16 protein-coding genes are annotated in these 23,217 nt (G+C 59.3%); 11 read left to right on the forward strand and 5 right to left on the reverse strand.

What is annotated here, in order from left to right:
• From B7R93_RS12045 to rplI, 7 genes are all read left to right on the forward strand, one after another.
• A partial coding sequence (locus B7R93_RS12045) for a hypothetical protein (RefSeq protein ID WP_232798385.1) occupies positions 1–982 on the forward strand: 982 nt, incomplete at its 5' end.
• A 546-nt stretch (positions 983–1,528) separates the two neighbouring features.
• Positions 1,529–6,385 carry an ATP-binding protein gene (locus B7R93_RS15365; protein WP_232798387.1) on the forward strand — a complete coding sequence of 1,619 codons (4,857 nt, stop codon included), beginning with the start codon at positions 1,529–1,531 and terminating at the stop codon, positions 6,383–6,385.
• 600 nt (positions 6,386–6,985) lie between these two features.
• Positions 6,986–7,240, forward strand: coding sequence for a helix-turn-helix domain-containing protein (locus B7R93_RS16365; RefSeq protein ID WP_103021539.1), 255 nt, complete (start codon positions 6,986–6,988; stop codon positions 7,238–7,240).
• Between the two features lie 504 nt (positions 7,241–7,744).
• Complete coding sequence (gene prfA / locus B7R93_RS12075) at positions 7,745–8,818, forward strand: peptide chain release factor 1 (protein ID WP_103021018.1); 1,074 nt, start codon at positions 7,745–7,747, stop codon at positions 8,816–8,818.
• Between the two features lie 207 nt (positions 8,819–9,025).
• Complete coding sequence (rpsF, locus tag B7R93_RS12080) at positions 9,026–9,406, forward strand: 30S ribosomal protein S6 (protein WP_103021019.1); 381 nt, start codon at positions 9,026–9,028, stop codon at positions 9,404–9,406.
• Between the two features lie 54 nt (positions 9,407–9,460).
• The gene (rpsR, locus tag B7R93_RS12085; protein WP_103021020.1) at positions 9,461–9,673 is read left to right on the forward strand and encodes a 30S ribosomal protein S18; all 213 of its coding nucleotides are present in this window, start codon (positions 9,461–9,463) and stop codon (positions 9,671–9,673) included.
• 54 nt (positions 9,674–9,727) lie between these two features.
• Entirely contained in the window at positions 9,728–10,177 is a 450-nt protein-coding gene (gene rplI / locus B7R93_RS12090; RefSeq protein ID WP_103021021.1) for a 50S ribosomal protein L9, read from the forward strand.
• Between the two features lie 955 nt (positions 10,178–11,132).
• On the opposite strand, the gene B7R93_RS12095 is transcribed toward rplI, so the two are convergent.
• The 4 genes from B7R93_RS12095 to B7R93_RS12110 all read right to left on the reverse strand — a co-directional run bounded on the left by B7R93_RS12095 (position 11,133) and on the right by B7R93_RS12110 (position 16,218).
• Positions 11,133–12,281 (reverse strand): trans-sulfuration enzyme family protein, encoded by a 1,149-nt coding sequence (locus tag B7R93_RS12095; protein WP_103021022.1) that lies wholly within the window; start codon positions 12,279–12,281, stop codon positions 11,133–11,135.
• Positions 12,282–12,302: 21 nt separating this feature from the next.
• Positions 12,303–13,988, reverse strand: coding sequence for a chromosomal replication initiator protein DnaA (dnaA, locus tag B7R93_RS12100; protein WP_103021023.1), 1,686 nt, complete (start codon positions 13,986–13,988; stop codon positions 12,303–12,305).
• Positions 13,989–14,267: 279 nt separating this feature from the next.
• Positions 14,268–15,413, reverse strand: a complete 1,146-nt coding sequence (gene hppD / locus B7R93_RS12105; protein ID WP_103021024.1) for a 4-hydroxyphenylpyruvate dioxygenase — start codon at positions 15,411–15,413, stop codon at positions 14,268–14,270.
• A gap of 103 nt (positions 15,414–15,516) precedes the next feature.
• Complete coding sequence (locus B7R93_RS12110; protein WP_103021025.1) at positions 15,517–16,218, reverse strand: energy transducer TonB; 702 nt, start codon at positions 16,216–16,218, stop codon at positions 15,517–15,519.
• A gap of 346 nt (positions 16,219–16,564) precedes the next feature.
• Here B7R93_RS12110 and B7R93_RS12115 point away from each other — a divergent pair, with 346 nt between their 5' ends.
• The 3 genes from B7R93_RS12115 (at position 16,565) to B7R93_RS12125 (ending at position 19,495) form a co-directional block, all read left to right on the forward strand.
• A complete protein-coding gene (locus tag B7R93_RS12115) occupies positions 16,565–17,572 on the forward strand; it encodes an MDR family oxidoreductase (RefSeq protein ID WP_103021026.1) in 1,008 nt (335 codons plus the stop codon).
• A gap of 123 nt (positions 17,573–17,695) precedes the next feature.
• Complete coding sequence (locus B7R93_RS12120) at positions 17,696–18,901, forward strand: NAD(P)/FAD-dependent oxidoreductase (RefSeq protein WP_103021027.1); 1,206 nt, start codon at positions 17,696–17,698, stop codon at positions 18,899–18,901.
• A gap of 114 nt (positions 18,902–19,015) precedes the next feature.
• The gene (locus B7R93_RS12125; RefSeq protein ID WP_103021028.1) at positions 19,016–19,495 is read left to right on the forward strand and encodes a DUF4174 domain-containing protein; all 480 of its coding nucleotides are present in this window, start codon (positions 19,016–19,018) and stop codon (positions 19,493–19,495) included.
• 3 nt (positions 19,496–19,498) lie between these two features.
• On the opposite strand, the gene B7R93_RS12130 is transcribed toward B7R93_RS12125, so the two are convergent.
• Positions 19,499–22,690: a M1 family metallopeptidase gene (locus tag B7R93_RS12130; protein WP_103021029.1), complete on the reverse strand. Its 3,192-nt coding sequence runs from the start codon at positions 22,688–22,690 to the stop codon at positions 19,499–19,501.
• A gap of 198 nt (positions 22,691–22,888) precedes the next feature.
• Between B7R93_RS12130 and B7R93_RS12135 the strand changes: the two genes are divergently transcribed.
• Complete coding sequence (locus B7R93_RS12135) at positions 22,889–23,191, forward strand: HU family DNA-binding protein (RefSeq protein WP_103021030.1); 303 nt, start codon at positions 22,889–22,891, stop codon at positions 23,189–23,191.
• Positions 23,192–23,217: the final 26 nt, after the last annotated feature.

The raw sequence follows: 23,217 nt of genomic DNA on the forward strand, positions 1-23,217 counted from the left end.
CCAACGTCAGTTAGTCGACCCACCAGTCCAACTTTTCGGGCGCACCTCACCCGGAAAGTATCGAATTGAACGGGTTGAATTTGAACTTGCGAATCACAAAGCGAATGGAGAAGATTGGGATCCGCTTCCTCCATCTCCCGACCCCATGGTTCAACTGTACCGAAATGGAGAGTTTGTAGCGACAGTGGGTGGGCGGGACAACCGTACCAGCGTCACGTTCGAGTCGGGGCGATCCATTGTGATCAACCCAAATACGGAGCTGTCCTTCCGGGTCGTTGATGAGGATGTGAGTCAGCACGACTTTGCAGGGACGGCATCCACTCGATACGAACAGCTCACACAGAAGAAACCGGGAGAGCGAATTCCGTTGTCTACGGATGATCAGGTACAGTTGGCGTGGGTAACGCTCACTCCGATCAAGCAATTTGGCCCCGACCCTTCTTCGAATGAAGAGCAGACGCCGGCAGAGATTACCGAATTGTATGAGAGTCCGAATGGGGTTTTCCAGATTGGTCAGCCCGAAGGATGGAGGAAACGTTACCGGGCCGACTGGACGGAGGAGGGACGGTATCACGTCCAGTTTATGATGAACCCAGAATCTGCTGAGAAGGCAGAGCTTGATGGATACCTCTCCGAGGGCGTGCGACTCAATCTGTGGATGATGCCTGAAGGGCGGCGCACGAATGTCCAAGTACAGAAGTGGGCTCCCGTCTCAATCCGGGGGTTACTCGATGCGAACAAAGGGTTTACCATGGTGGACTCCTCAACCGTCGAGGTTGGGGAGGGACAGGGCATCGTCTACACGATGACCGGGAATAGTCCTGTGGTTTCAGAACCGGAGAAGACGCAGATCCTCTATCTGGCAACGCCTCGGTATACGGGCAGGATCAGTTTTGTGAGTCCGGAACGGACGTGGGAGGTGAAGAAGCCCCTGTTCGAGGAATTACTGGGGAGCTTCCAGATTGATAGCTTACCTCAATAATAAGTACTACAAGTAGTCTCGTTTTAATTGTAAAAAGTTTAACATATAAGCGAGCATTTTGTGACATTAAAAGCACATATCAATAGTTTAACAAAACATTTTCATATGGTGAGTAAAAATGCAACTCCTAAACAATCGGGAGGGGGCGGATACATCTTTGAGAATGAGGTTGTTGCGTACTTTCTCATTCATCTATTAGCGGGTCGCTCTCCGGTAGAGCACCTTCCTGGTCTTATTGAGCGAGTTGAAGCTCAGAAACCAGCCGAAATATGGCACCTTGACGATCTACTTTTGAAGCTGAAGTCTCGGGGTAGGGCTTACCATGTAGCCTTCTCGATCAAAAGTAATCAGCAATTTAACAGTCAGGGGTTTCCTTCCGACTTTATTCAGAAAGCCTGGAAGCAATTTCTTAGGCACAGTTCCTCGGCGTTTAATCCGCATGACGATTTCCTTGGTCTTATTACATCCCCCCTCGATGCAGACTACAGGGAGGACGTATACGATCTGCTCCGGCGATCTCGCGAGCAATCTCCCCAGCAACTGGCTATGGAGCTTGATCTTGAGGGACGTGCGAATGATCGACTGCGTACACTATTCGAAAGTGCTTCTTGTCCACCCGATTTGGCAGACGAGTACGACATTACTGAAAGCGACATCGGGCGTCTTCTTGCTCGAATCGTTTGGATGCCATTCGACTTCGAGGCAGAACCTTCTAACCGTCGCAAAGAAGGAAAGCAACTGAGCCAAGACGCTATCGAAAGTGGATCACCTGAGGACGGTACGGACCTTTGGAGCGCACTCTGCAGCATTGGGAATGATCTTCGTGCGGCCGCTGGTGTAATTGACCGTGAGGAACTTGTCGGGAGAGTACGGCCCTCGTTCCACTTAACAGATTTCCCTGACCATCAAGCTGACTGGAAGAAACTGGATCGCTTTACAGCCGAAGCGCTCGACCAAATCCCACATACGATTGGTTCGGAGGCGATTGGGGAGGTAAAGCTTCCACGTAAAGAAGAACGAGACGCCATAGCAGAAGGCTTTGAAGAGACATCAATACTTGGACTTGTAGGTGCCTCAGGAACAGGAAAGACCGTAATCGCCCGAGCGGAAGCCGAGGCCACCCTGGAAGACGGGCGGGTACTCTGGTTCAATTCTGAGCACCTCCAAACTGCTGGCATTATTGAATGGGAGTCAAGACTTGACTTGTCACACTCCCTCGGAGAATTGATTCGAGCAAATCCTAACCGTAATGGTCTGCTAGTTCTGGACGGACTTGACCAGTTGTATGGTGACGGTGGATTTGCGCGGGCCGCGCAACTGATCTCCATGACTGCCCCCTCTGATCCAAGCTCCCCATGGAGGGTTTTAATTACTTGCCAGCCCGAGGACTGGAAGCGAGTCTTAGAAAGACTACTGGAGTTCGAAGTACCAGTCCGATCTGTGGAACGCGTGCCGATTCAAAAACCCAGCCTAGAAGAACTCGATTCTGTTTGGGAGACATTCCCATCACTTCGTCCCCTGCGATCCCGACGCCATCTTACTCCAGTATTGCTTCGACCGAAAATTCTCGATTGGCTCACCCGTCGTTCACAGATCGAGGTTGATTTATCGCAGGTTGGAGAGTCTGATCTCGTGCATTGGTTCTGGAAGAAGGAAATTACGAATCCGGAAGGGGGATACGTTCGATCTGCTACGGCCATTCAGTTGGCCATCCTGCAGGCTGACAGACTCAAATCATCAATTGCAGAAGCGACTCTCTCAGAAGAGTTATCAGGCACCCACCTGTCCGCTCTCGAAGATTTGGAATCCGACAGCATCGTTGTAAGAAGAGGTAAAAATATTGCGTTCGAACATGACCTCTACGGGGATTGGGCACGATTTAAAGCTCTGTCCAGCAGAGTTGAGGGAGGAAATCTGGCTTCCTTCCTCGATGGGCGTATAGGACCAATGTGGTATCGGCCGCTCCGGCTCCTGGGACTCTCTCTTCTCGAACAGAACGATGATACTGGACGCTGGAAGGCTGTTTTCGATAGTGTAGGCGAAGAAATACAAGACGGAGGAAGTGCAATCGCCCAGGATTTACTCCTGGAGTCAGTGGCGTTCGTAACGAAGCCCGATAGCTCACTTGATGAGCTCTGGACACTTTTGACTGAGAATGACGGAGAGCTATTGGATCGTCTTATAAAACAGCTGCTGTTCTCAGCTACTATCCCTGATCCAAGATTGATATCCGCCGTTGTTGAGTCGGAAGAAGACCTAGAGATCTTTGCTGCTGTAACCAACCGGATACCATACGCGCCCTATTGGATTCGCATACTCGCACTGTTACATGAACACCGTTTTGAGATTCCAGACGGGGCTCAAGGTTCTGTTGCTCAAGCAATTGGGAAGTGGTTGCAGTACACTCCTGAAGACTTTCCGCTTCGTGACGAAGCCGCTGAGATTGCAGTCATCCTGGGAGAGAAACTACTCCAGGATAAAGAGAAAAAGAAAATCCTATACCAAAGCAGCGAGATGGGGAAATCAATTTATCGAGCTGTTCTGGCGTCGGGTAAAGAGCAACCCGATAAGGTCTGTCAAATTCTCCTTGAAGCAGCAGGTCGACGAGCACAGAGATTTCGTCCTGATCCCCCTTCAGAGGAAGAACTTGAACAACGACGTGAACAGGTATCCAGCTTCCCGGCCACACTCGTTGGGGCTCGCGGACCTCGTCTTCCACCTTGGCCGGACGGTCCCGCATTCCGACCAGATGGAGCCCTGCAGGATGTGGTTTTAGAGACAGACGCCCTTCACTCATTCATCCAGACTCATCCAAAGTACGCCCAAGAGCTTCTACTCGCTCTCTTGATTAAAGAGCCAGAGAAGCAATCTCCGCTATCAGGTAGCACCTCCCCTGTAACAGCTCACAAACTGAAAAATCCCAATAACTGGCACCCAGCCTTCTATCACCATGGTCCCTTTCGATCGTTTCTATACTTATCTGAGAGAAGTGCTGTAGATACAATTCTGCGTCTCGTTGGTCACGCTACGGAAAGGCACGTTGAGTGGCGCACTCGGGACATGGCAGAGCAGTTTGGAGAATCTCAGAAAGAAATTTCTACGCCACGGCTTCCGATTTTAACGGAAGGAGAAGTGCAAGAGTGTCTGGGAAGCACACAGATCGCAAGATGGAATCGTGGAATGGGAATGGGTAGCACTGTCGTCCAGTGTGCTTTGATGGCACTAGAAAAGTACCTTTACGAGCGGATCGAGGCCGGTGAAGATCCCACTCCTCTCATCGAGAAAATTCTGAGCGAGTCAAGATCAGTTCCAGTTCTGGGCTTACTTATCTCGATTGGTCGAAAAAAGCCGGAGTTATTTCGTAACTTGCTACTTCCTCTTCTGACTAATCCAAGCTTGCTTGTAAACTACAGCACTCCCACTCAATCAGCCTGGCAGATTTCGCGATTGAGTCTTTCCGAACACCTACAGCAGGAATTCGAAGAGTGGCATCAGCACGAGCATCGGAACTTCAGTCTTCTTGCTATCGCCCGATACTTGTTTATTTCAGATACGGATGTTCGGACGATGCTCGAAGAGGTGCGTGAGAGATGGGAGAACAGTGATGAGGACTGGAGTGCTTCTGAAGGCCTAGCGGCTCAGTTTGATTGGGACAACTATAGTCGAGTGACTGACGACGAAGGGAACGAAGGATACATGTACGAACCGCCTCAACATCTGGAGGAACGAGCTAAGGAATCAAGAGAAGAGAGTGAGGTCGAAGCTCGGGCAATTTCGATTCCAATGGAATGTAGGTCCTTGCTTGATGGAGAGGAGGCCACTGATGGCGAGACATTAGATGACCTCTGGACGCGACTCCAAGAATTAGAGGAGAAGCAACTCCCGAACGAACACGACCCCATAATCAGTCTCGAAGATAGTCAATGTGGCGTTGCTGCTGTCATGATATGCAGGGGGGAAGAGTGGCTTGAGGATTATCCAGAACGAGAGGAGTGGGCAAAAAGCACTATCCTCTCCACTGGCGAGAGTGTCGAGTTAGAGGACCGTCTATATGGAGGGCCCACTGAAATGGAGTACCAATCTTTCATAGCGGGGACTCTACCAGTGCTTTGGAGTAGAAATCCGTCTGATTCAAGGGTGCGGAATGTCGTTGCCCGTTTCTTAGTTCAGGGTCATTCGCAGATAGTCAAGAAAATGGTCACTTCAGCCAAGTCCCTTCGGGGGCAACTTGGAGAAGATTTTGTTCGGCTCATTCGGGTAATCCAGAGACGTGCTCGATGGATAGAAAAGATGCGCCAGGTCGAAAGGAAGGCTCGTGGTTCCTCCATTACCGGCCAGATCGACGAGGAAACTCAAGCGGAGGTGAAAATGCGTCGGGAGGAGCTGTCGGCAGAGATGGAGACTCTCAAACAAGAGTTCATTGATCAAGAGTTGGAGCCAGATCTCCCTCGCATTCGAGATTTGCTTCTGCCTGTCGAGTCGCGGGAGCAGAAATCTAGTCACTCTGGAAGAGACTATCCGGTCCTCAACCTTGACGATGGCCTACTTACCGCAGCCTATTCTGGTTTACCAATCGACCCACGCAATATAGCTCCAGACGAACGAGACTGGACTGAGGATTGGCTTTACGCAATACAAGACACCGTACGTCCCCTTACACTTCCAGAAGACGAGTCACCTAAGGATATCGGAGATGCCACCCCTGCATGGGATCGACTCGTGATGGAAAGTGCTGCTCTCCTAGTTCTAAAGGCTGATTCCTCATCACAAGCAAAAGAGTTTTGGGAACCAATTCTGAATCTTGGTCCAACTGCCTCAAACCGAGTTTCGTGGTTTCTAAGGGATTGGACTAATTACGGCTTAGCCCAGACAGATCAGACGGACGTCGTTGAGACGTGGCGTGACATGATCTTGTACGCCCTTGACCATCCTCGCTGGTCTTTCAAAATGGACCGCGTAAGATTCAGCCGAGGAGAGGTTTGGCGTGCACTATTCGGTTTTCAACATCTAAGTGCAGATGTCTGGTCTTCCGATCTCCGCTCATTTGTACGAACTCTGAAACCATTCCTTCAATCTTGGTCTGAGTCGCACCTCCGTCTCCCACGCAATGCCCGAAAGCTTGCGGCTTTTCTTAAAATGCCTGCTGCGAAACCGATCATATTGAACGGTATCATTTGGATTGCGGATGTAGACGAAAGCGAAGACGAATGGTTTTGGGAAGACGATACCGACGATCGCATCGCCAGTCTTCTCGTCCATGCTTGGCAAGAAGCTGAGGATCGCCTTCGCTCGCAAGAGGAGGCCTTTTCGGCCTTTAATGATCTTCTGGGCAAACTAACAGCGCGACAACTGCCAGTTGCATTAGAACTCGCGGAACGGGTAGGAGGACATTCAGAATCATGAGGTGCTCAACCTTCTGATCAGTAGCATCAGCTATCGGTTACAGCTCTCTGGAAAGCCTTGTGGGTTTTTCGGAGACGCTAGACAGAGAGTCCGCGAGTAGCTGAACCTCTTTTTGAAGAGGAGGGTCGTTAGGGATAGAATCTCCGGAGTTTGAGGACGATATATTTGAGGAATAATTTTCCTCCTGGGATTGAGGGTTTTGGTGCCACTCGCAGGTATAGGTGTCTATTGACCGGGATTTGCGCACTTCTTTCCGCGCGGTGAACTCCTTCGGCTCTCCGCAAACTTCGCATTCATGAACTGTCGAAAGCGCAACGCAGGAAGCCCGCACGACTGAAAGAATCTGTTTCCACGTGAGTCGATAGTCGGACGCGATGTCGAAGACCGATTCTAGAAAGTGGCCTTGGTCGTCGACAGCGTAGTATCGCTTGCAGAGTTTGCGTAGGTTAACGTTTTCGGTCAGAAATATGAGATTGATCATAACACTCGGTGCGTGCGGGTTGGTGGGAGTAGACCACCAAGATACGCAATAAGCGGCAAAAGTATAACTCATAGTTCGTAGACCCTGACCGGAGGTGTAGGAGATATTGGGGCATGCCCATGTCCCAAAAACACATTGATGGTTCGGGGCAGCCGATAGAGGCCTTTGGAACGGTCCTCCGTCGGCACCGACGTGCCCGTGACCTTTCTCAGCAGAAGCTGGGGGAACGATGCGGGTTGACGCAGGAATATATCAGCGGCATCGAGTGTGGGAAGCGTAATCCCACACTCCAAACCATCTGGCGTCTCGCAGAAGGAATGGAGGAGTCCCCAGGAGTCCTTTTGCTTGAGGCCGAGAAAGAATTGAACGCTTAGTGAGCCCCGAAGACCGATTCCTGCAGATCTGGTGAAAAGCCCCCCTCCCCAAGGCCTCAGTTGTAGACTTTATTGTCTGGCGGATCTGGCGTCCGAACCGGATGCCGTATTCTCAGTTGTGAACTTTGAGAGGTAGGCACCCCTCTGGATCGGCTGGAATCGTTGGTGTGAGTTGTAAGCTTTGTTGTCCGCCCACACCTCGTGTTTCCACCCAACAAAGCCGGCCCGCAGACACAGAGTTTGCACCCGCGATCTCGGATTGGCAATACGGCATCGCGGAAAAGAGACCACAAAAACACTCTCCGGACACAGCCACCGGAGTAGATGTGCACCGGCGATCGGGGTGAGAACAGGCAGAATGAACCACTGCTGCGGTGTACACCGGGGCATTCTTGATGCCTCCGTCGATGAGGACGATGCGCCGCTGGGGACTGCGTCGGACGAACTCGACGCCTGTGCCTCCGTACGGGTCACCGGAATAGCCCAGTCAAATTTCTCTCCTCCATGATCGAACGCGAGAAGCTCGACAAGGTCAAGCATCGTTTTAAAGAGGTCGAGAGCCTCATGGCAGACCCGGAGGTGGCGAACGATCCGGACCGGATGCGCGAGCTGGGGCAGGAGCACAGTCGGCTCGAAGAGGTCGTGGAGGCGATCGACCGGTACGAGCGGCTTCTGGACGAGCGGGGCGAGCTCGAAGAAATGATCCGGGACGAGAGCGGAGACATGGAAGCCCTGGCCAAAGAGGAGCTCGAACAACTCGAAGAGAAGCTGCCAGCGGTGGAGGAGGACCTGAAGCAAAAGCTCATTCCGAAGGACCCGGAGGAAGAAAAGAATGCCATTGTGGAGATCCGCGCCGGGGCTGGGGGGGACGAGGCGTCCCTCTTCGCCGGGGACCTGTTCCGGCTCTACACGCAGTATGCGAAGCAGCAGGGCTGGGCCTACGAGCTCATCGACGCGTCGCCGGGCACCCAAGGGGGATTTCGGGAGGTCATTTTTGCCGTCAAGGGCGAGGACGTGTACGGAACGCTCAAATATGAGGCGGGGGTGCACCGGGTGCAGCGTGTGCCCGAGACCGAGTCGAGTGGCCGCATTCACACGTCCGCGGCTACGGTGGCGGTATTGCCGGAGGCCGAAGAGGTGGACGTGGACATCAACCCGAGCAACCTTACCATCGAGACGTTCAAGGCCACCGGGCCCGGCGGGCAGTCCGTGAACACGACCGACTCGGCGGTGCGCATCAAACATGCACCGTCGGGCGTGGAGGTATCGTGTCAGGACGAAAAGAGCCAGCACAAGAACCGCGCAAAGGCCATGCGGGTCCTGCGCTCCCGGGTCTACGAAAAGAAGCGGGAGGAACAGCGGGCCGAGCGGGAAGAGGCGCGCCGGTCCATGGTGGGCAGTGGGGATCGGTCGGCCAAGATCCGGACCTACAACTTTCCCCAGGACCGCGTGACCGATCATCGACTGGAGGGGGACCAGAAGAACCACTCCCTTCAGCCCATCATCGAAGGAGGAATCGACCCCATCATTGGTGCCCTTCGCGCCGAAGAACACGCAGAGAAGCTGGCAAACCTGTAGGCAGCCGCCGCGTCGAGGCCGCGTGCACGCCTCGTCGAGGCCCGTGCGGAATCCTCACCCTGTTTTCAAGGCGTCTGTGCGACCTCCTCGGGATGCGGTCGTACATACATACTGCGATTTTCCCTGCTCCTCTGCACACCGAAGCTCATGGGGTGTTCTACGAGGGGCATGTTTTAACTCCATCCCAAAGGGACCCAAGCACACGACATGGCACAAAAGTATCAGTACGAGCTTACGTACGTCATCAGTGGGGTCGTCAAGCAAAACCAGGTGGACGACATTGTCCGCAAGGTGAACCACCTCATCGAGAGCAACGACGGAGACGTACTCGAGGTCGATGAGTGGGGCAACCAACGCCTCGCCTATGAGATCGACCGCAAGCGTAGCGGCTACTACGTGAACATGTATTTCCAGGCTCCGGGCGAGCTCATTTCGCGCCTCGAACGGGAGCTGGACATCAACGACGACGTGCTACGCTACCTCACCCTGCGCATGGACGCGAAGATGCAGCGTCACTACGAGCAGCGCAAGAAGCGCCGCGCGCAGGAGGCCGCCGAAGAAGAAGCGGCAGACGAGTCCGACGAGTAACGTCTTCTCCCCCTTGCCTTCCCGAGTTTCTCGAATTTGAGCTTTCGATGACCCATGGCTGATCAAAACGACGTCGACTACGAGCACCTCGAATACGTGGACTACAAGGACACCGAGTTCCTGGAGCAGTTCATCAACAACCAGGGCAAGATTTTGCCACGCCGCGTGACGGGAGTGCCCGCTCGTGTGCAGCGCCAGATCACGAAGGCGGTCAAGCGTGCCCGACACCTCTCCCTCATGCCGTACGTGTCCGAGTCGGTTCGGTAACTGACCCGGACGAACTGTCTCCACCATTTCCGACCGACTTGACCCGATTGCATCATGCAGATTATTCTCCTCAACGATGTGGACCACCTTGGCGAAAAAGGAGAGGTCCACGACGTCGCCGACGGATACGGCCGAAACTATTTGATTCCACAAGGGCTCGCCCGGGTCGCCACCGACGGGGCCATTCGCCAGTTGCGCGACGAGCAGCAGCAACAGGCCCGGAAAGAGGCCGCTAAGCAGGAGCAGGTCGAAGAGCTCAAGGACGAGCTCGAAGACATGCAGGTGGTCTTTACCGCGAAAGTGGGCGAGGACAACCGCATCTTTGGGACCGTCACGACTCAGCAGATTGCGGTGGAGCTCTCCAACCGAGGCTTTGACATCGACCGCCGCGACATCGAACTCGACGAAGACATCCGATTCGTCGGGGCCTACACGGCCTCCATCGATCTGGGCCACGGGGTTGAAGCAACTCTGGACATCCAGGTCATTCCGGAGTCCGGATGACTGAATTCGAGACAGGGCCTTGCAGGGAGGGACGCCCCCACTGGCATGAGCGTGGGGGCTTCCTTCCACTGCCCTCGTAGACGCTTCGTTGCCCTGGTCCCTGGGGCAATTCCTGCATTTGGCGTGGTGAGGCGCCCCTCGCGCCGAAACGCCTCGTCCAACAGCTCTCTGCCGCGACTGCTCATCCGTCGCTCAAATCCATCACCAGGGGAGTCCTGCGTCTGCATTTAGGAACATGGGCGAATTGCACTTGGTCATGCACACCGTCTGCTCCACGCCTTGAGAGTGCCGTTCGGCGTCGAGCACGAGGCTCTCGTTGGTCCAGTGCGTTGGTCCAGTGCGTTGGTCAAGTGGGTGATCCCGATGGCTTGGGAGGCCCTCACCAGGCGGCGCAAATGATCCTCATCAGTTGTCCCCCGCCTCTTGTAGTCGCTACGGTTCCCGGACGCCCCCAAAGTCGCAGAGCCAGAAGTAATGGCGGGGAGCGTAGTTCTCAACATTGGGGAAAACGCCTTACTGGGAGGCACGCAGGTGCTAAGCCTTTCTGCCCGATGGTCGCGCTACACTCTCGGTGACAAGGGGTGTTTATTCCGTTATTGCACTTTCTAAACCATCGACACGTCGTGGGTCGTCCAAAAGACATCCTCGGTCGGAGAACTAGGGAGGGCGAGACACGCGTGTCGGTCCACGAAGTCAACCTGGACACGCATCCTGGTGCAGTTCGTCATCGCCCACCGTGGGCCGTGTCTCATTGGAAAATGAGCCCGTCGGGAGCGTCGACAATCGGATGAGAGGGATCATCGGGGCCTTCTCGCTCAGGATGTCGACCGAGCCATGGGCAGAACATCGCCGGACTGACTGAGTGCGGCGCCGCTGAGCCCGGGTGTGAGAACAGCGAAAGCACGCCCGTGACGCCTCGTGGCACGAGAGATCGGGAAAGTGACGGAAGGATAATCTACCCGCTCAGACTGGCATCGAGGGCCGCGACGAAGTCCGCCACGAGGTCGTCGGTGCCTTCAAGCCCCACGGACACCCGCACAAACTGCTCAGTGATGCCCATGGCCCGCCGATCCGCCGGGTCTACGTCCTTGTGGGACGTGTGTATGGGCTGAGTCACGAGCGTTTCGACGCCGCCGAGGCTCGGGGCACGAAGGGGAAGAGAGAGCGTGTCGAAGAACTGGTTGACATCAGCCTGTGGGGCAAGCACGAGGCTGACCATGCCCCCATAGCCATCAAGCAGGGCCTGGGCCCGACCGTGATTGGTGTGAGAGGCAAGACTGGGATGGTGCACCTGCCCGACGCCGTTGTGATCCGCCAACGCCGACGCGAGGGCCTGGGCCGTCGCATTTTGCTTGCGTACTCGCACCCCCAGTGTCTTGAGACTCCGGTGCAGAAGAGCACAGGCATGGGGATCGAGCATTCCCCCAAGCAACTTCGTTGTCTGACGCACGTCCTGCAGGTGCTCCGACGACCCAGCCACCACGCCCGCGGCCAAGTCCGAGTGCCCCCCAAGGTATTTGGTGGCCGAGTGGACGACCACATCGAAGCCCAAAGAAGCCGGACGAAGGTTTACCGGAGAGGCGAACGTGTTGTCGAGAATCGTCGTGAGCTCGTGCTTCTCCGCGAGGTCGACCATTCCCCTCAAGTCCGGAATCCCAAGACAGGGATTGGTGATGGATTCTCCGTAGAGCACCTTCGTGTTTGGCTGCACGGCCGCCCTCCACGCATCGGGGGAGTCCGTGGAGACGAGTGTGTGGGTGATCCCGAATTGGGGAAGCAGGTCGCTAAAAAGAGCGAGCGTGCCACCGTAGAGACTGTGCGGGGCAACGAGGTGATCGCCTGCCTCCAGCACACTCAAGAGAGCAGACGAAATGGCGGCCATCCCGCTTGCTGTTACGAGGGCCTTCTCCGTCTGGGTGAGGGCCGCAAGCTTGCCGTGAAGGGCCTCGTGGTTCGGCGAGTTGTTGTACCGGACGTATCGGGGCGGGGCGTCCGGATCGGGGTGGGTGTACGTGGCCGTCTGGAAGACCGGCATTGACACCGCCCCCTCAATTCGCGGGGTCGGCTCGCCGGCGTGAATGGACTGAGTGTCAAGCGTAGACATGGCCGGGAGAACACGACGCCGTTAGAGACTCGAAGACAGCGACCGATTCTGAAGGCTGGACTGCAACGCCGAAATGTCGTCCTGCAACTCGGGATCGGATTCCAGGGCCTCTTCAATCTTTCGGTAGGCGTGGATCACGGTGGAGTGATCGCGTCCGCCGAAGCGGGAGCCGATGTGGTCGTACGACTCGTCGGTCAGTTCGCGGCAAAGATACATGGCAATCTGACGGGCCTGCGCCACGGTCTGCTTGCGGGATCGGGAGAGCAGATCGCCCTTCTCGAGACGAAAGTGCTCGGCTACTTGCTCGAGAATGTCATCTGCGTTCAACGAGTCCGCGCCCTCGTCGGTGTGCTCGCGCAGGAAGCGACGGGCCGTATCGAGGTCGAGCTTCTGATCGTCGAGCTGAACGAGGGCCGTGAGGCGGGTAAGGGCCCCTTCCAGTTGACGCACGTTCGAGTCGATGCGCTGGGCGATCAGCTCCAGCACGTCGGGGGACACGGCGATGTCTTGTCGGGCAGCCTTCCGCTGGAGGATGGCAATCCGGGTCTCAAGGTCGGGGCGCTGGATGTCGGCACTCAGGCCCCACTGGAAGCGGGACAGCAGCCGCTCCTCAATGCCCGGAATTTCTGCGGGGGGACGGTCGGCACAGAGAAAGATCTGCTTGCCGTTCTGGTGAAGATCGTTGAAGATGTGAAAGAACTCCTCCTGGGTCTTTTCCTTCTCGCCGAAGAATTGAACGTCGTCGACGATGAGCAGGTCGGCCTGCCGGTAGTAGCTCGAAAACGCGGCGATTCGATTCTCGCGGACCGACTGCACGAATTGGCTCGTGAAGCGGTCGCTGGACACGTAGAGCACCCGCTTGGCGGTATTGTGCTCCAGGGCGTAATTGGCGACGGCCTGGGCCAGGTGTGTTTTGCCGAGGCCCACACCGCCGTACACCAAGAGCGGGTTGTAGTTGGTACTGCCGGGCTCCTGGGCGACGGCGAAGGCGGCGCTCCGGGCAAGGCGGTTCCCATCGCCCTCCACAAACTCGTCGAACGTGTACTCGGGACGAAGGTGCTGCTTCGCCTGCTCGTAAAGGGCCGACCGCTCGTCTGGAGACCCTGCGTCGGCCTGAGGCGGAGGGGCGGACGGGGCCTCCGTGGCGGAGCCCTCCGAGGCGCCTGTGATGTTTGAAGACGACGAGCGGGACGTGGCCGAGTCGGGAGGGGACGAAGTCGTGCCCGACGTTGGGGCGTCCGGAGACGCGGACGGATTGGCCGATTCTCTTCCCGCGGGCTCAGAGGTCGAGACCGGCTCCGACGGAGGGGGAGAAGGCCGGGTGCTTTGATCGTCGGGTGGTGCGGAGGAGGGCCGGTCCTCCAGGGACGAACGCGCGTTCGGATCGTCATCAGAAGGTGCAGAAGAGTCGGCCCCGGTGGAGATCTCGTCGGGACGCTCCTCCTTCGGAACCACCTGATAGGCCACGTCCGTCGGCTCCCCAACGGCCTCGCTCACCGCCTGTCGGATGGAGCGCTGAAACCGACTGCGGAGGTACTGAATCCCAAACGGCGTGGGGACCTGCAAGGTCAAGGTGGGAGAACCTTCATCCGTGGCCAGGTCGAGCGGCTGGATCGGGTCCAGCCAGTTCTGAACCGTCCGCTCCGGAAGCGTTTCGCGGAGATCGCGAAGCGCAGTGCGCCAGGCATCGGAGGCGGACGGGACCATAGGGTGAGAAGAGGACCGTGCGTTAGCGGCGACAGAGAAGCGGCGCCGGAGGAGGCTTAAATCGGCACTTGCACAACGTAGACCTCAGCTGCTCAGAACGCAAACGGGTGCTGAGAAAATTTAAAGAGCTGCGGTCTCGCGCCGCTAACGGTCCCTCCGAAAAATTTGCCCCGAATGGTCTTCGATCGGGCCCCCCTGATGGGAGATGGGCCAGCCTGCACGACCATGAACGTGAGGAAGGCAGGCAAAGAATTCTGGGGCCAGGAGCCCCTGACGAAACTACAGATTGCCCCGACGCTCCTGCTCCCGCTCCATCGCCTTGAACAAGGCCTTGAAGTTGCCGGCCCCGAACGAACGGGCCCCCTCCCGCTGAATAATCTCGAAGAACACGGTGGGACGGTCCTGGACCGGCTTGGTAAAGATCTGGAGCAGGTAGCCGTCCGGGTCGCGGTCCACGAGGATGCCGAGTTCTTCGAGGTCGTCGATGGACTCGTCGATGGCCCCCACGCGCTCGGTGAGCACCTCCCGGTCGTAGTACGTATCTGGGACGTGCAGAAACTCAACGCCGCGGCGACGAAGCTCGTGCACGGACGCGATGATGTCGTCGGCCGCGAGGGCAATGTGCTGCACGCCGGCCCCCCGATAGAACTCGAGGTACTCTTCGATCTGGCTCTTCTTTTTGCCCTCCGCGGGTTCGTTGATTGGAAATTTGATCTTTTCGTCTCCGTTGGCCATCACCTTTGACATCAGGGCCGAGTACTCGGTCGAGATGTCTTGGTCGGTGAAGTGGAGCATGTTGTAAAAGCCCATCGTCTCGGCGTAGTAGTCCACGTACGTGTCCATATCTCCCTCGTGGACGTTGCCCACGCAGTGGTCTACGTACTGCAATCCCGCCGGGGCCGGCGAAGTCCAGAACGCGTTCTCCCAACGTTCGAAGCCAGGGAGGAAGAGGCCGTCGTAGTCCGACCGCTCGACGAAAGTATGCACCGTGTCCCCGTACGTGGCAATCGTGGCGGTAATGACACGCCCGTGTTCGCTCTCGTGGACCGTAGGCTCCTGGACGGGTGGGGCCCCCCGCTTCGTCGTTTCTTCGAATGAGGAGGCCGCGTCGTCGACCCCGAGTGCGATGTTTTTCACGCCGTCCCCGTGCCGGCGGACGTGCTCGCTGATGTGCGAGTCCGGCCCGAGGGGGGACGTCATGACGAACCGAATGTCGTTCTGAGTCAGCAGGTAGCTGACCCGGTCCTCGTGCCCTGTCTCGGGGCCCAGGTAGCCCTGAATCTGAAACCCGAACAGATGCGCATAGTAGTGAGCCGCCTGTTTGGCGTTGCCGACGTAGAACTCAATGTGGTCGGTGCCATTGATCGGGAGAAAATCCTCGGGGGTTTCAACGTCGGGGCGAGGAGCAGCGGTCGAGTCGGCCATGGTACACGGGAAAGTTGTAGAGGGGTAGGTCCGGAAGCGCTTTCGAGCAGGGAGGATTGTCGTTACTTTTTCGTAGAACAAACGTTTCGAGGGATCGCATGGATTAAGGGGAGGTCGAAGAGGTCTGGGCCGTAGTGGTGGGGGCGGAAATTCTAAAACGAACGGGAAGACGCAGTCGAATCGGAACGGGGTCCCCGTCGACCTTCGCCGGAATGAATTCAACCGATCGAACTCCGTCCACAGCGGCAGAGTCGCACAGCGGATGGAGGGACTTTGCCACCTCAATGTCCGTCACACTCCCACTGGGCTCAACGAGAAACTCGAGTTCCAATCGCCCCTCAATGCCCTGTGTCCGGGCCTTCTTCGGGTACGTGATGTTGAGATACAAGCTGCCCTTCCCCCCGACGATCTGTGGGGGACGATCCGTAGCGCCGAGCGTGGTCGCATACCGTGCCTCTCTCCGATCCGCTTTCGGGGCCGACGTGTCGGGTCCGGCATTATCGTCGTCCGGGGAGGTCTTCGGGCTAGATTGAGCGCCCGGCGTCGCGCTGGTGGATGGAGCGGTGCCGGTGGGTGGGGGAGGATGCTCAAGAGACTCCTCTATGTCCGTGTCGGAAGAGGTCTCCGAGGCCACGTCACCAAGCACAATTCGGTCGGCGGATGCGTTGGTCGTCCATCCAACCTGCGAAGCGGGATGCTGGAGCGGAAGGTGAACCAGGGCAATCAAGAGGGAGAGGCTGGCCACCAGCCCAAGCATACACCGGATCGGATAAGCAATGCCCCCAACGTCCGTGGTCGTGTCCATGGCGGGCGCGGCGACTACACGAAAGCGTACACTGTATATTCATACGAACAAAAAGAAAATTGATTCCTTCTGGTCGATGAATTGGTTCTGTGGAAGACGTAGAATTTGCTTCGGTCTTGCGTCGAATAGGGGAGGCAAACATCAAGGAGCTCAATACTCGCGTGAAGGTGGGGGCTCTGGGGAGGCGTCCGTGGAACCCAACCGTCGATTTGCCGCCCGTCGCGGCTGGTCGTGGGCGCCGTGAGCCCCCACTCGGAACAGGTTCGGGGGGCGGCGGGACCAAATCAGAGCGTTCGGTGTGGCATGAGGGGCGTCGATCTCTCATCTGACCACGTATTTTGTTCTTATGTTTTCGGCCCTCGTGCTCGACGACACACCGGGAGAAGTTCAGGCCCAGGTCCGGCGGCTCCATCCCGATGACCTTCCGGAGGCTGAATCCGAGGAGGTGCACCTCGAAGTCCTGTACTCAAGCCTGAATTACAAGGACGGGCTGGCGGTGACGGGCAGCGGGCAGGTGATCCGTGGAGACTATCCCATCGTGCCGGGCATCGACCTCGTCGGGCGTGTTCTCGACACGGCCCACGATGAATTCGAAGAAGGGGATTGCGTCATTGGAACCGGGTGGCAGTTGGGCGAGGTGGACTGGGGGGGATACAGTCAGGAAGCCAGGGTATCGGGGCGCAAGCTCGTCCCGCTTCCCGATGGGCTGTCCCCGCCCCAGGCCATGATTGCCGGCACGGCCGGCTTCACCGCGATGCTCTCGGTCATGGCGCTTGAGGAGCACGGCGTATCCCCAGGGGGGGGAGAGGTGCTCGTAACGGGGGCGTCGGGCGGGGCGGGCAGCATTGCCGTTGCGCTGCTGGGGGCCCTTGGGCACGAGGTCGTCGCTTCTACGGGAAGTGAGGGGGCGCACGCCTACCTCCGCTCGCTCGGGGCGACCCGAATTGTGCACCGTCGTGCGTTCGAGGAGGGCCCGAGCCGTCCCGTGGAGTCGGGGGAGTGGGCGGGGGCGATCGACGCGGTGGGCGGGGACACGCTCGCGACCCTCATCGCTCAGTTGAAGCGGCATGGCAGTGTGGCGTCGTTCGGAAATGCGGGGGGGCACGAACTGCGGACAACGGTCCTCCCGTTTATCCTCCGGGGGGTCAACCTCCTGGGGATTGATTCGAATACGTGTCCCAACGACCGTCGTCGGACGGCCTGGAACCGGCTCACAGATCTGCTTTCCGACGCACACTTTGACCGCATCCACGCCCGCACGATTGCGCTCGACGACATCCCGGCGGCCAGTCGATCCCTTCTTGCCGGGGAGGTGCAGGGACGAATTCTCGTGGATGTGCAGAGGGACGAATAGACGAGAGCCCATCGCAATCCATCGCCGTCTAAATCGAGTGGGTGTTGTCTCCGTACCAACCCACCCGGTAGGCGCCAACTCAATGTCGCAACGTCTTTCTCGGCAGCAGCCCGAACCGATTGCATGACGGTCTCCATCTGGCAACAGGCCCACCAAGAGCAGGAAACGGCCTACGATGTTGTCGTGGTCGGGGGAGGCATCGTCGGGTGCTCCACGGCCTACTGGCTGGGGCAGCGGGCCCCGTCGCTCGACGTTGCCCTGCTGGAGGCCCGGACGTTGGGGGCGGAGGCGAGCGGACGAAATGCTGGGTTCGTGTTGCAGGGGACACACGCCGACTACCGCACGGACATGGAACAGTACGGAGAACAAACGGCCCGCCGACTGTGGCAGTTCACACGGAAAAACCGGGACCTTCTCGCAGCGGAGCTGCACAGAACCGCGTTTTCGTGGCGGGCCGACGGCAGTCTCGTGGCGGCCGGGACCGAAACGGAAGACAAACGGCTGCGGGCCAGCCTCCCGCCCCTCCGTACGGCCGGGGCGCCGGCCGTTCACCTTGACGCGGAGGAGACCAATGCCCGAATCGGGGCCGCGGGGTTTCACGGCGGCCTGTTCGTAACCACAGGGGCCGCTGTCAATCCACTCCACCTCGTCCAGCATGTGGCCGCGGAGAGTGGCGCCGACGTGCACACGCAGCACCCGGTCGACCACGTGCGCTGGCGCGGCACAGGAGCGGTTCTGGAGACGCCCGATCGGCACTTCCGGGCGCCCCGTGTGGTGTTCGCCCTCGGGCCGGCGTTGCCGGCGCTCGTCCCCGAAGCGTCCCCCTATGTCCGATCGGTGCGGGCGCAGATGCTGGCGACGACCCCGGCCAATTCGGTGCGCATCCCGGTGCCGGTGTACTCGCACCGCGGCGGGTTTTACGTGCGGCAACGAGACGACCGGCGTTTGCTTGTTGGGGGCGGGCGCCACTCGCACCGCGAGGCCGAGGAGACGAGCACCGATGCCACGACCCCGGCGGTGCAGGCGACCATCGAACGGTACCTGCATACTCACTTTCCGTGGAGCCAGTCGCTCGCCGTTGAACACCGCTGGAGTGGAACCATGGGCTTTTCGCCGGACGGCCGGCCCGTCGTGGGGCGGGTCCCCGGGCACCCGGACGGTGTTTTCGCCACCGGGTTTACGGGCCACGGCATGGGCTACGGCTTTCGGATGGGGCGCCTGTTGGCGGACATGACGTGTGGAGACGACGCGCCGGAGGCCCTCGACTTGTTTGCTGCTGCCCGCTTCAACGACTCCGTCGACAAACGGTCAGGGACCGCCTCGAACTGATTTCGGACCCCAGGGGTCTGCCTGGCGGGGCCGCACGCCCGGCCTCACTGCCGGAGATGAACCTCGTAGACCAGGGGAGGATGTCCCCGCATCCAACGACAACGCCTTCGTTCGATGCGACAGCTGATCCTTGCCTGCGTCTTTTTGTTGCTGCCTACCGTGGTCGTGACCACCCCCGCCGACACGATTGACTTCCGCCTCGAGGATCATCGGTGGGAGCACCGACTGCTGTTCGTGTTTGCACCGTCCGACACCAATGAAGCGCTGGCCCAGCAGGAGGACGTCGCTGAGGGCCACGACCCGGGATTTCGGGAGCGCGACCTTCTGGTGCTGACTGTGGTGGGCCAGAGCCAAGGCACGCAGCGAGCGGCCCCTGGAGCCGAGCCGCAGCCCCTCATGGCGGCAGCGGCCCGGGGGCTGCGCGAGCGATTCGATGTGCTCAGGGGGGCGTTTCGGGTCGTCCTCGCGGGCAAAGACGGTACCGAGAAGTGCCGCGGCGCAGAGCCGTTCCCCGTGCGCTCCCTTTTCGACACCATCGACGCCATGCCCATGCGGCAGCGCGAGATGCGGGAGCAGGACGGCGGGGGCGAGTAGCACCTACAGCTCCACCCCAATCCGCCAGCGGAAGTCGAACTCGTCGGTGCTGTCCTCAATGAAACCCGGATCGCTGGCCCAGAGGGGGAACTTGGCCACCACGTCGAGCCCCTGCAGGAAATCCGACTGGGCCGTCCACCGGTCGAGGTGGGGAATCTCGGAGATGCTGTAGCGGGCCCCAATTCCGGCATCGGCCTTCAGGTTGTCCGCGGCAAATCCAGAGAGGAATGCGCCCTCATTCCACGTCGTGCCGATCCCCGAGAAGGCAGAGAGGCGCAGCGGCGAGAGGGCGTTCACGGACGGGAACGGGGAGCCGCCGAGTGAGAGCCGACCGGCCGTGATGTTTTCGCCACTGAGGCCGAGGCGGCCATTAGTGGCCCGAAGATACGCGACCGGGCCCGCTGGCCCGAAGCCGACGAGGTGGCCGTCCGACACGGGCTGCTCAAAGGCCGCACTCGCCTGCCGATACGTGTCGCTTCGCCACTGTGCCTCCAGCGATCGTCCGCCCAGGACGAAGCGCTTGTGGGGGAGCAGACCGTCGGCCCCGAGGCCGAACTGAAGGTTTGCTTGGCCCGTCAGAGCGCCTAAGTCCGCCGTCTTCTGGGCAGTCAGCGACACGCGGGAGGCCTGGTCGAAGGGGCCCGAACGCACGTCGCTGTCGAACGAGCGGAGCGTGCCCCCGAGCTCTGCAACGGCCGACACCCGATCCCCCCCACGCGCTCTTGTGTAGTTGAGCCGGGCGGAGACGGCGTGCGATTGGCCCCACGGATTGAGAATCTGATCCCGAGTGCCAAGTGCATTTCCCTGGGCGTCCCGGAGTTCGACGTACGGAGTTCGTGAGAGCCCGAAGGCCCGGTCGCTCGGATTCAGTTGATGCACTGCCGAGAGTCGGAGCCGCTCCGACCGGTCGGCAAGGGGGGAGGATAGAGGGAGTTGGAGGGCCAGTTGATTTTCAAGCACGCCGAGGCGCTTGGCAGCGGAAAGCCTTACTGTCGATCGAGGACTGAAAGCCGGGACTGGGTGTTCGTAGCTGAATTCGTAATCGATCCCCTCAAACCAGGATCCTCCGTCGTTGTCGGAGGGCAGCCTTGGGTTAGGAGCGGGGAGGTCTGGATCTTGTAACACAGGGTCGTCCCCCCCGGAAAACAGCACCTCAGGCCAGAGGGTGACCGTGCCGCGGAGTTGTCGCTCGCCCCGAAAGTACTGCCCGCGCACCTGCACGCCGCCCCCCAATCCGAAGTCGTAGGCGTAGCCGGCCAGCGGGCGCACGCCCACTTCGTAGTGCGACCAGCGCGACTGCGGGGCACGGAGGAACCGCGTGTTGAGCGGCAGGGACGTGGAGTTGTTGAGGCGATTCACGTCCGGCGTCTCGCCGTTGGGGTCAATCACGGCCTTCTCCACGCGGCTGTCCACCGTTACCGACACGGTGTTTTTCGGCGCGACCCAGGGCCACGGCTCGGTCACGATCCAGTCGTCGGGGACCGGCTTGTGCCCATGCATCGACGCCAGGGGCACGTTGAGCCACTGTGTGGAGCCGTCGGCCAGGGTGAGCTTCACGTCCTGCGGCAGGCGAAGGGAGCCCTCTCGCTCAAGGGTAAGGTCGACCTCTACGCCCTCGCCGGTTCGCTGCTGATCGAGGTCCGCGATTGCGTCGTCGACCGTCCGGGTCGATTCGGTCACCTGCTGGAAATACCAGTCGAGCATCAGGCCGCTCTCCTGCTCGGCGAACAGCTCCAGATCGAACGGGTCGGGGTGCATCCCCTCGCGCTCCCGGAAGTAGCGCTTCAGCCACCGGTCGCGCTGCGCGTCGCCGATGACGTAGCCCAGCATGTCCACCATCATCTGTCCGCCGGGGTACGAGGTGATGCCGTACGCGGTGTTGGTCGAGAACCAGTCGGCCGGGGTGCTGAACGGCTCGGCCAGTCCCAGCTTCTGCATCGTGACGACGCTCTGGCGGGCGCCGGTGTGGTTGGCCGGCTGTCCGGCGAGGTGGGCCATGCCCTCCGTGGTCGCGTAGCTGGTAAAGCCCTCGTCCATCCAGGCGTAGTCAGCCTCGTTGCTGCCGAGGGCCGAGTAGTACCACATGTGGGCAAACTCGTGGACCGTGGTGCCGAGGATGGACCGGTAGCTGCTCTTTTCCTCAAACGCGGGCCCGTCGTGGCTGCTGACAGCCGTAAACATCGGGTACTCCATGCCGCCATCGCCCCCCTGTGCGACGGTCATCTGTGGGTACGCGTAGTCGCCATACTCTTGGCTAAAGAATGCCGTGAGGTCGGGCATGTTGTCACGCAGTGGGCGCCACTGCTCGGCCACCTCGGGTTTGTAAAGAATGTGGTGCGTGGTGCCGTCCGCCGTGACCTTGTCGTGGATGTAGTCCGGATCGGCCGCCCAGGCGAAGTTGTGGACGTCCTCGGCCCGGAAGTGCCACGTGAGCGTGTCCGCGTCCGGGCGGCCGTCCGACGGGCGCCACGTGCCGGTGCCCTCGATGTCATAGCCGTGCCCGACCTCCTCCGGATTCTGGAGGACGCCCGTCGCGCCGAGCGTGTACTCGGCGGGAAGGGTGATCTCAACGTCGAATTCGCCGTACGGCGCGTAGTATTCGCGGTTGATGTAGTAGTTGGCGTGCCAGCCCCGCTCGTCGTACTCCGCCACCTTGGGGTACCACTGCGTCATGGTATAGTCGATCTCGTCCCCGCGGCTGTCGCGGCCGCTCCGGCGCGTCTGGAGGGGCACCTGGGAGCGGTAGTCCATGACGAACGTGGTGGACGCGCCGGGCGGGATCGGGGCGGCGAGATCCACCCGCAGAACCGTATCGTTGACCTCGTAGGAAACCGGCGTGCCGTCCTGCGTCAGCGACTCCACCGTGTGCCGTCCCTGCTCGTCCGGGGTCAGGTTGAAGATGCGGGGCACCGTGCGGCCGTCCGGATCGGGCAGGTGTCGGTTCCGCTCCGCCATCATCGACTGCGGCTGGAAGGCGTTGAAGTAGAGGTGGTAGTAGACCGTGCGGAGGGTATCCGGCGAATTGTTGGTGTAGGTCAGCCGCTGATGACCGTCGACCTGATGCGTCTCCGGATTCAGGCGAATGTCCATCTCGTAGTCGACATGCTGCTGCCACTGGCTCGGCGACTGGCCGAGGGCCAGGGAGGGGCTGCACAGGAGAAGAGCGAAGAGCAGAGTGGAGAGGCGAGCGTGCATCGAGAAGAATCGTCGGTCCAAAGAAGGAAGACTCTAGGCTTCGGCGTCGGCACTATCGTTCGCCCCAGCCCCCTGAATGTTTCTCGACGAGAGAACGAACAGCGCGAAGATTCTCGGGGCTTTCCGAATCACGAATTCGGCGGCGGCGTTCGGGATCCCCACACACTCGACCTCCACGGATCCGTTTCCGGGTTTCTCATGTCCATGACCAAAGCAGACCTCATCGATCAGATTGCTGAGGGGACCGGCCTCACGAAAATCGAGACGCGGGCGGTCGTAGAGGGCTTCATGACGGCGGTGCGCGGGGCGATGAAGGAGGGCCGGCGCATCGAGCTCCGCGAGTTTGGGGTGTTTGAGGTCCAGCACCGAGCGCCCCGAACCGGGCGCAATCCACAGACCAACGAGCCGGTCGAGATTGAGGATCGGTACAAGCCGGTGTTTCGCCCCTCGGATAAGCTGAGCGACGCCGTGGATGCGGCTCACAAATCTGACGAAGAGTAGTCACGGCGGTTCTCTTCCTGTTGGGT

Source organism: Salinibacter altiplanensis (genome assembly GCF_002894645.1).
In the GTDB taxonomy this organism is placed as follows: Bacteria; Bacteroidota; Rhodothermia; order Rhodothermales; family Salinibacteraceae; genus Salinibacter; species Salinibacter altiplanensis.

Bases quoted from the DNA above. Each gene is read 5' to 3' on its own strand.
- rplI (WP_103021021.1), top strand. From the start codon at position 9,728: ATGCAGATTATTCTCCTCAACGATGTGGACCACCTTGGCGAAAAAGGA.
- B7R93_RS12115 (WP_103021026.1), top strand. From the start codon at position 16,565: ATGTTTTCGGCCCTCGTGCTCGACGACACACCGGGAGAAGTTCAGGCC.
- prfA (WP_103021018.1), top strand. From the start codon at position 7,745: ATGATCGAACGCGAGAAGCTCGACAAGGTCAAGCATCGTTTTAAAGAG.
- B7R93_RS12130 (WP_103021029.1), bottom strand. From the start codon at position 22,690: ATGCACGCTCGCCTCTCCACTCTGCTCTTCGCTCTTCTCCTGTGCAGC.
- B7R93_RS16365 (WP_103021539.1), top strand. From the start codon at position 6,986: ATGTCCCAAAAACACATTGATGGTTCGGGGCAGCCGATAGAGGCCTTT.
- hppD (WP_103021024.1), bottom strand. From the start codon at position 15,413: ATGGCCGACTCGACCGCTGCTCCTCGCCCCGACGTTGAAACCCCCGAG.
- rpsF (WP_103021019.1), top strand. From the start codon at position 9,026: ATGGCACAAAAGTATCAGTACGAGCTTACGTACGTCATCAGTGGGGTC.
- B7R93_RS12120 (WP_103021027.1), top strand. From the start codon at position 17,696: ATGACGGTCTCCATCTGGCAACAGGCCCACCAAGAGCAGGAAACGGCC.
- B7R93_RS12110 (WP_103021025.1), bottom strand. From the start codon at position 16,218: ATGGACACGACCACGGACGTTGGGGGCATTGCTTATCCGATCCGGTGT.
- B7R93_RS12135 (WP_103021030.1), top strand. From the start codon at position 22,889: ATGTCCATGACCAAAGCAGACCTCATCGATCAGATTGCTGAGGGGACC.
- B7R93_RS12125 (WP_103021028.1), top strand. From the start codon at position 19,016: ATGCGACAGCTGATCCTTGCCTGCGTCTTTTTGTTGCTGCCTACCGTG.
- rpsR (WP_103021020.1), top strand. From the start codon at position 9,461: ATGGCTGATCAAAACGACGTCGACTACGAGCACCTCGAATACGTGGAC.
- dnaA (WP_103021023.1), bottom strand. From the start codon at position 13,988: ATGGTCCCGTCCGCCTCCGATGCCTGGCGCACTGCGCTTCGCGATCTC.
- B7R93_RS12095 (WP_103021022.1), bottom strand. From the start codon at position 12,281: ATGTCTACGCTTGACACTCAGTCCATTCACGCCGGCGAGCCGACCCCG.
- B7R93_RS15365 (WP_232798387.1), top strand. From the start codon at position 1,529: ATGGAGCTTGATCTTGAGGGACGTGCGAATGATCGACTGCGTACACTA.